The 6,945-nt window shown below is 68.5% G+C and carries 9 protein-coding genes and 1 pseudogene; 9 read left to right on the top strand and 1 reads right to left on the bottom strand.

What is annotated here, in order from left to right:
- The 9 genes and pseudogenes from RMO04_RS16735 to RMO04_RS16695 form a co-directional block, all read left to right on the top strand.
- Positions 1–211 (top strand): annotated as a pseudogene (locus RMO04_RS16735) (malonyl CoA-acyl carrier protein transacylase); the annotation flags it as partial.
- A 1-nt stretch (position 212) separates the two neighbouring features.
- Positions 213–953, top strand: a complete 741-nt coding sequence (gene fabG / locus RMO04_RS16730; protein WP_309645902.1) for a 3-oxoacyl-[acyl-carrier-protein] reductase — start codon at positions 213–215, stop codon at positions 951–953.
- 140 nt (positions 954–1,093) lie between these two features.
- The gene (locus RMO04_RS16725) at positions 1,094–1,333 is read left to right on the top strand and encodes an acyl carrier protein (protein WP_056019455.1); all 240 of its coding nucleotides are present in this window, start codon (positions 1,094–1,096) and stop codon (positions 1,331–1,333) included.
- Positions 1,334–1,409: 76 nt separating this feature from the next.
- Positions 1,410–2,693 carry a beta-ketoacyl-ACP synthase II gene (gene fabF / locus RMO04_RS16720; RefSeq protein ID WP_309645901.1) on the top strand — a complete coding sequence of 428 codons (1,284 nt, stop codon included), beginning with the start codon at positions 1,410–1,412 and terminating at the stop codon, positions 2,691–2,693.
- Positions 2,694–2,740: 47 nt separating this feature from the next.
- Complete coding sequence (gene mltG / locus RMO04_RS16715; RefSeq protein WP_309645903.1) at positions 2,741–3,754, top strand: endolytic transglycosylase MltG; 1,014 nt, start codon at positions 2,741–2,743, stop codon at positions 3,752–3,754.
- Positions 3,755–3,756: 2 nt separating this feature from the next.
- Complete coding sequence (locus tag RMO04_RS16710) at positions 3,757–4,635, top strand: YicC/YloC family endoribonuclease (RefSeq protein ID WP_309645900.1); 879 nt, start codon at positions 3,757–3,759, stop codon at positions 4,633–4,635.
- On the top strand, positions 4,625–5,278 hold the full coding sequence (gene gmk / locus RMO04_RS16705) for a guanylate kinase (protein WP_309645899.1): 654 nt from the start codon (positions 4,625–4,627) through the stop codon (positions 5,276–5,278). Before RMO04_RS16710 ends, gmk begins: the two co-directional genes overlap by 11 nt.
- A 192-nt stretch (positions 5,279–5,470) precedes the next feature.
- Positions 5,471–5,911, top strand: coding sequence for an SRPBCC domain-containing protein (locus RMO04_RS16700; RefSeq protein ID WP_309645898.1), 441 nt, complete (start codon positions 5,471–5,473; stop codon positions 5,909–5,911).
- A gap of 54 nt (positions 5,912–5,965) precedes the next feature.
- The gene (locus RMO04_RS16695; protein ID WP_309645897.1) at positions 5,966–6,328 is read left to right on the top strand and encodes a YbaN family protein; all 363 of its coding nucleotides are present in this window, start codon (positions 5,966–5,968) and stop codon (positions 6,326–6,328) included.
- On the opposite strand, the gene RMO04_RS16690 is transcribed toward RMO04_RS16695, so the two are convergent.
- Positions 6,309–6,945, bottom strand: a 637-nt coding sequence (locus tag RMO04_RS16690; RefSeq protein WP_309645896.1) for a TetR/AcrR family transcriptional regulator C-terminal domain-containing protein, incomplete at its 5' end; no start/stop codon positions are given. The genes RMO04_RS16695 and RMO04_RS16690 overlap by 20 nt on opposite strands.

The raw sequence follows: 6,945 nt of genomic DNA, 5'->3' as shown, positions 1-6,945 counted from the left end.
GATCCGCCGCCTGCTGGTCGACCAGGTCACCGGCCGCGTCCGCTGGCGCGAGAGCATGATCTGGCTGACGGAACAGGGCGGGGTCACCCGTTTCGCGGAAGCCGGCTCGGGCAAGGTGCTGTCGGGCATGGCCAAGCGGATCGCCCCGGACGCCGAGGCCACGCCGCTGAACACCCCCGCCGACCTTGAAGCCTTCGCCAAGAGCCTCTGACATGTTCGATCTGACCGGAAAGACCGCCCTCGTCACCGGCGCCACGGGCGGCATCGGCGGCGCCATCGCCAAGGCGTTGCACGCGTCCGGCGCCCATGTGGTGCTGTCGGGCACCCGCGAGGCGGTGCTGGCCGATCTCGCCAAGGAGCTGGGAGAGCGCACCTCGATCGCCGCGGCCAACCTCGCCGACGCCGAATCGGTGGACGGCCTGATCGCTCGCGCCGAGGAAGCCGCGGGGAACGGCCTCGACATCCTGGTGGCCAATGCGGGCATCACCAAGGACGGCCTGCTGATGCGGATGAAGGACGAGGACTGGGAGTCAGTCCTGAAGATCAATCTCGAGAGCTATTTCCGCCTCAGCCGCGCGGCCATGCGCGGCATGATGAAGCGGCGCGCCGGCCGGATCATCGGCATCACCTCGGTGGTGGGGGTCATGGGCAATCCGGGCCAGGCCAACTACGCCGCCTCGAAGGCCGGAATGATCGGCTTTTCCAAGGCCTTGGCCCAGGAAGTGGCCACCCGAGGCATCACCGTGAACTGCGTCGCGCCGGGCTTTATCGAGAGCCCGATGACCGAGGCGCTGAACGACGCGCAGAAGTCACAGATCCTGGGCACGATCCCGGCGGGCCGCCTGGGCCTGGGAACCGATGTCGCCGCGGCCTGCGTTTATCTGGCCAGCGACGAAGCCGCCTACATGACCGGACAGACGCTGCACGTGAACGGCGGCATGGCCATGATCTGACCGGTTGGCAGGGGCGTGGCGATCATGCTACGGCGACGCCCGAACCGGCGAGGCTAAGGTCTCGAAGCCTAGGTCCGTTGCGGTTGACAACTCGTCGGCCGTCACGGATGGATCAGTTTGAACAACAGGGACTTAAGCGAATGTCCGACATCCTCGAGCGCGTGCGCAAGATCGTCATCGAACACCTCGACGCCGATCCGGAGAAGGTCACCGAGAAGGCGAGCTTTATCGACGACCTGGGCGCTGACAGCCTCGACAACGTCGAACTCGTCATGGCCTTCGAAGAAGAATTCGATATCGAAATCCCCGACGACGCGGCGGAGCATATCCAGACCGTTGGCGACGCGGTGAAGTTCATCGGTGAGCGTCTGGGCGCCTAAGCTCGGAAATCATTGAAGTTTCGGCCGCCGCGTCGCTCCCCGGAGCTCGCGGCGGTCTGCGTTTGGAGACCCGCCCATGCGTCGAGTCGTCGTCACCGGTATCGGTCTTCTGACCCCTCTCGGACAGGGCGTCGAGCTCACCTGGGCGGCCATCCTTGACGGCAAGTCCGGCGCGGGACGGGTCACCACCTTCGATCCCGAGGAATATGCCTGCCAGGTCGCCTGCGAGGTTCCTCGCGTCGATGGCCGGGGCGGCGGCGGTCCGGACGTGCCGGGGTCCTTCGATCCCGACCTGACCATGGCGCCCAAGGATCAACGCCGGGTCGACGACTTCATCCTCTACGCCATGGCCGCCGCCGACGAGGCGGTGAAGGATTCGGGCTGGGTCCCGCAGACCGACGAGGACAAGGAACGCTCCGGCGTCATCATTGGCTCGGGCATCGGCGGGCTCGCCACCATCGAGCGGACCTCGGTGGAGCTCTTCCAGAAGGGCCCACGGCGGATCAGCCCGTTCTTCATTCCCTCGGCCCTGATCAACCTCGCCTCCGGCCAAGTCTCGATCCGCTACGGGTTCAAGGGTCCGAACCACTCGGTGGTCACCGCCTGCGCGACCGGCGCCCACGCCGTCGGCGACGCCGCGCGGCTGATCAAGTACGGCGACGCCGACGTGATGATCGCCGGCGGGGCCGAGGCTGCCATCTGTCCGGTGGGCATGGCGGGCTTCATCGCCTGCCGCGCCATGTCGACCAACTTCAACGACGCGCCCGAGCGCGCCAGCCGGCCCTATGACAAGGACCGCGACGGCTTCGTGATGGGCGAGGGCGCGGGCGTTCTGGTGCTGGAAGAGTACGAACACGCCAAGGCGCGCGGCGCGAAGATCTACGCCGAGGTCCTGGGCTATGGCCTGGCCGGCGACGCCTATCACATCACCGCCCCGGCCGAGGACGGCGACGGCGGCTTCCGCGCCATGAAGGCGGCCATCAAGGACGCGGGCATCGACCCGTCGGAGATCGACTACATCAACGCCCACGGCACCTCGACCCCGCTCGGCGACGAGATCGAGCTGGGCGCTGTCACCCGTATCCTGGGCGACGCGGCCAAGGGCGTGACCATGTCGTCCACCAAGTCGGCCACCGGCCACCTGCTGGGCGCGGCCGGCGCCATCGAGGCGGTGTTCTCCTGCCTGGCCATCCGCGACCAGATCGCGCCGCCGACCATCAACCTGGACAACCCGTCGGTCGAGACCGTGATCGACCTGGTTCCGAACAAGGCCAAGCCGATGGCTATCGAGGTGGTGCTCTCCAACAGCTTCGGCTTTGGCGGCACCAACGCCTCGGTGGTGTTCAAGAAGGTCTCGTGAGCCCGCTCGCGCGGTTCGGCGGCGGGCTGACGCCCAAGCGCCGCCTGATGATCATTGCCGCTAGCGCCGCGGCCACCCTGGCGGCTCTCGTCGTCCTGGTCCTGGTCTGGGCGCTCTGGTCTTTCCAGGGGCCTGGACCCGCGGCCAAGGACGGCGAAACGACCGTCGTGATGCTGCGCAAAGGCGCTGGAGTCTCCGAGATCGCCGCGACTCTCGAACGCGCCGGCGTGGTCCGGTCCGACGCCATCTTCGCCGCCGCCGCCCAGCTCACCGGCGCGGCCCGGTCGCTCAAGGCCGGCGAGTACGAATTCAAGAGCCGCGCCTCCATGGCCAGCGTCCTGGGCGACGTCCGCGACGGCCGCATCGTGGTCCACCAGATCACCGTGCCGGAAGGCATGACCTCCGAAGCCGTGGTCGAGGCCCTGGCCGCCGAGCCCGACCTGACCGGCGCCGCGCCGGCCCCGCCCGAGGGTTCGATCCTGCCGGAAACCTACCAGTTCGAGCGGGGCGAGGACCGCGCCGCGGTGCTGAAGCGGATGATGGACGCGCGCGAAGAGTTGCTGGGCCTGCTGTGGTCGAAGCGCCAGCCCGGCCTGCCGATCGCCACGCCCGACGAGGCGGTGACCCTGGCCTCCATCGTCGAGAAGGAGACCGGCGTCGCCTCGGAACGGCCCCGCGTCGCCGCGGTGTTCGTCAATCGCCTGCGCCAGGGCATGCGGCTGGAGAGCGACCCGACGATCATCTACGGCCTGACCGGCGGCAAGCCGTTGGGCCGGGGTCTGCGCGCCTCGGAACTGGCCCAGCCGAACCCATACAACACCTACCAGATCGACGGTCTGCCCCCGACGCCCATCGCCAATCCAGGCCGCGCCGCCCTGGCCGCCGTGCTTGATCCTCCGAAGAGCGACTCGCTGTTTTTCGTCGCCGACGGCACCGGCGGCCATGTCTTCGCCGCCACCTACGCCGAGCACCTGAAGAACGTCGACCGCTGGCGAGCCATCGAGCGCAAGCGCGAGACCGAGGCGTTGCAGGACCGGGCCAAGGCCCTCAAGGACCGCTAGCCATGCTGAACGGAATGACCGGCTTCGGGCGGGCCGAGGGGGCGGCGGGCGACTGGAGCTGGTCGGTGGAGGCCCGCTCCGTCAACGGCCGCAACATGGAGGTCCGCTTCCGCGGACCGCCGGGCTTCGACACCCTGGATCGCGCCGCCCGAGAGGGCGCGCAGGCCCGGTTCGCTCGAGGCCAGGTGACGGTCGGGATCCAGGCCAAGCGGAGCGACAGCGGCGGCCAGGTCCGGATCAATCTCGATCAGATCGAGCGCTATATCGAGGCCGGCGCCGGCCTAGTCTCATCCGGTAAGGCCGCGCCGCCCAGCCTGGACGGCCTGCTGGCCCTGCGCGGCGTGGTCGAGGCCGCCGAGACCCTGGACGACCCCGCGGCCCAGGCCGCCGTCGAGGCCGCCATGGCCCTGTCCCTGGGCGCTGCGCTGGATGGACTCGCCATCGCCCGGCGCGAGGAGGGGATCGCGCTCACCAGCGTCCTGATCTCGGTCGTGGATCGCATCGACGTACTGGTGCGCCAGGCGGGCGAGGTCGCCGGCGGCCAGCCCGCGGCGATCAAGGCGCGCTTCGAGGCCCGCATGGCCGAGCTGCTGGGCGAGGCCGCGCCCGTCGATCGGATCGTGGTGGAGGCCGCCGCAATGGCGGTGAAGGCCGATGTCCGCGAGGAGCTGGACCGACTGGCCGGGCACGTTGACGGCGCGCGAGCCCTGATCGCGAGCGAAGGACCGTCGGGCCGGCGGCTGGACTTCCTGACCCAGGAGTTCATGCGCGAGGCCAATACGCTCTGCTCCAAGTCGACCCTCTCAGCCTTGACCAACATCGGCCTGGACCTCAAGGCCACCATCGAGCAGTTCCGCGAGCAGGTGCAGAATGTCGAGTGATGGGGACGCCAAGCCCTGGGAGACCCAGAGGCGCGGCCTGCTGCTGCTGGTGTCCAGCCCCGCCGGCGCGGGCAAGACCTCCCTATCGCGGCGGCTCGTCGCCGACCATGCCGACATGACGTTGTCGATCTCCTGGACCACCCGCGCCGCGCGGCCTGGGGAGGAGGAAGGGCGGGAGTACTTCTTCGTCGACCGCGCGACCTTCGAGGCCAAGATCGCCGAGGGCGGTTTCCTGGAATGGGCCGAGGTCAACGGCAACCTTTACGGCACGCCCGGGGCCGCTGTGATGGAAGCCCTGCTGGACGGCAAGGACGTGCTGTTCGACATCGACTGGCAGGGCGCCAAGCAGATCGCTGAGAAGGCGCCCGACGACAGCGTCCGGGTTTTCATCCTGCCGCCCTCGTGGGAGGACCTGTCGCGCCGCCTGCACGCCCGCGCGCAGGACAGCGAGGAGGTGATCGCCCAGCGCCTGGAGCTCGGCAAGGACGAGATCGCCCACTGGGGCCTCTACGACTACGTGATCGTGAACAAGAATTTCGACCGGGCCTATGCCGACCTCGGCCACATCTACCGCGCCGAGCGGATGAAGCCCGGCCGCAACACCTGGCTGCCGGAATTCGTCGAAGGGTTGCTGGGAGAATAGCGATAAGGCGTTCGTAACGCCTCGGATGCATCTTTCCCGTGTATATCGCCAAGGCCAAGCTTGGCGTCGGGAGAGGAGCACATGACCGATCTCGGTCTGGCGGCCTTGCCCAAGGGCGTGACCGAGATCACCGTACGAGTCGTGTTCGAGGACGAAACCCACACCTTTCCCATGAAGGTCAGCCGCTAGCCCATGCACCGCATCCGCACCGAGGCCTGGATCCCGGCGCGCCCGGAGCAGGTCTGGGCGGTTCTGGCCGACTTCGCGCGCTATCCCGACTGGAACCCACTGAATCTCGAGGCGGTGGGTGAGGCGAAGGTCGGCGCGCGCGTGGCGATGGTGTTCCGAAACCTGCCGGGCAAGCCAGGGTCGCTCATCCGCCAGACCGTGCGCATCGTCGCCGTCGAGCCAGCCCGCGAGCTGGCCTGGGCGGGGAACGTGCCGCTGATCTTCAAGGGGCGCCATGGCTTCCTGCTGACCCCCGAAGGCTCTGGCACGCGCGTGGTCCATACCGAATCGCTCTCGGGCCTGCTGCCGGCGACCTGGAGCGCTGTGCGCGTCGCCAGGGACTTCGTCCCGGCCTACGAGGCGGTCAACACCGCGCTCGCCGCGCGGATCGCCGGCCTGGGGTGATTTCGTTGTTGCGGGTCTTTCGCAACTCGCGTTTCTCGTAGAGGGTCGCTCGGCATGGCCCGCACGTTGTTCCTGGTTCTCGGTCTGGTTTTCACGGCGCTGGGCGTCGTCGGCGCCTTCGTGCCGCTTCTTCCCACGACGGTGTTCCTCATCCTGGCGGCGGGTTGTTTCGCCAAGTCCTCGCCGCGTCTGGAGGCTTGGTTGTTGAACCATGCCAGGTTCGGTCCGACCCTGCGCGCCTGGCGTGAGAACGGGGCGATTTCCAGGTCGGCCAAGGCGATGGCTTGCGGCGGCATGGCGCTGGGCTTCGGTGTGTTCATCCTGACCGCGCAGCCACGGCCCTGGCTGGCGGTCGCCGTGGCGGTGGCCCTGGGCGCCTGCGCGGCGTTCGTGGTCTCTAGGCCGAGCGTGTCCTGACCAGGGTCTCGACCCCGTCCAGGACACGTTCCAGGCCAAAGGCGAATGCTCGCTCTGGGTCGCCGACCGCTTCGTAGGCCGCGCCCGCCGCGGCGCCGACGCGGGCGGCCACGGGGAACTGCGTCGGGTTGAAGACTTTCTCCAGCAACGGGCCGCTGATCTCCCACCACTGCGCGTCGCTGATCCCGGTCCGGCTCTCGGCCTGCATGGCCTCGACCGCGCTCCGGACCGCGCCATGCACATAGTTGGAGAGAAGGCTGATCACCTGGTCCATCTCGATATCGTCGAGCCCCTGGCCTTCGATCGCGCGGAGTTCGAAGTCGTACTTGGCGATCATGTTGGGGCCGAGCACCGGGCGGTGCATCACCACTTGCAGCATCCAGGGATGGCGGTGGTAGAGATCCCAGTTGTCCCGCGCCACCTGCTCCAAGCGGGCGCGCCATCCGGCGCCGGCGGCGAAGGCCTTGGGCGTCTCGCCATAGACCCGGTCCAGCATCACGTCGATCAACTCCGCCTTCGATGGCACATAGGTGTAGAGCGACATGGTGGCGACCTTCAGCTGGTCGGCCACCCGGCGCATGGAAAGGGCCGACAGTCCCTCGGCGTCGGCCAGCGCG

Source organism: Phenylobacterium sp. (assembly GCF_031412415.1).
Taxonomy (GTDB): Bacteria; Pseudomonadota; Alphaproteobacteria; order Caulobacterales; family Caulobacteraceae; genus Phenylobacterium.
The sequence above is the reverse complement of the archived record's forward strand: the minus strand, read 5'-3'. Positions and strand labels throughout refer to the sequence as shown.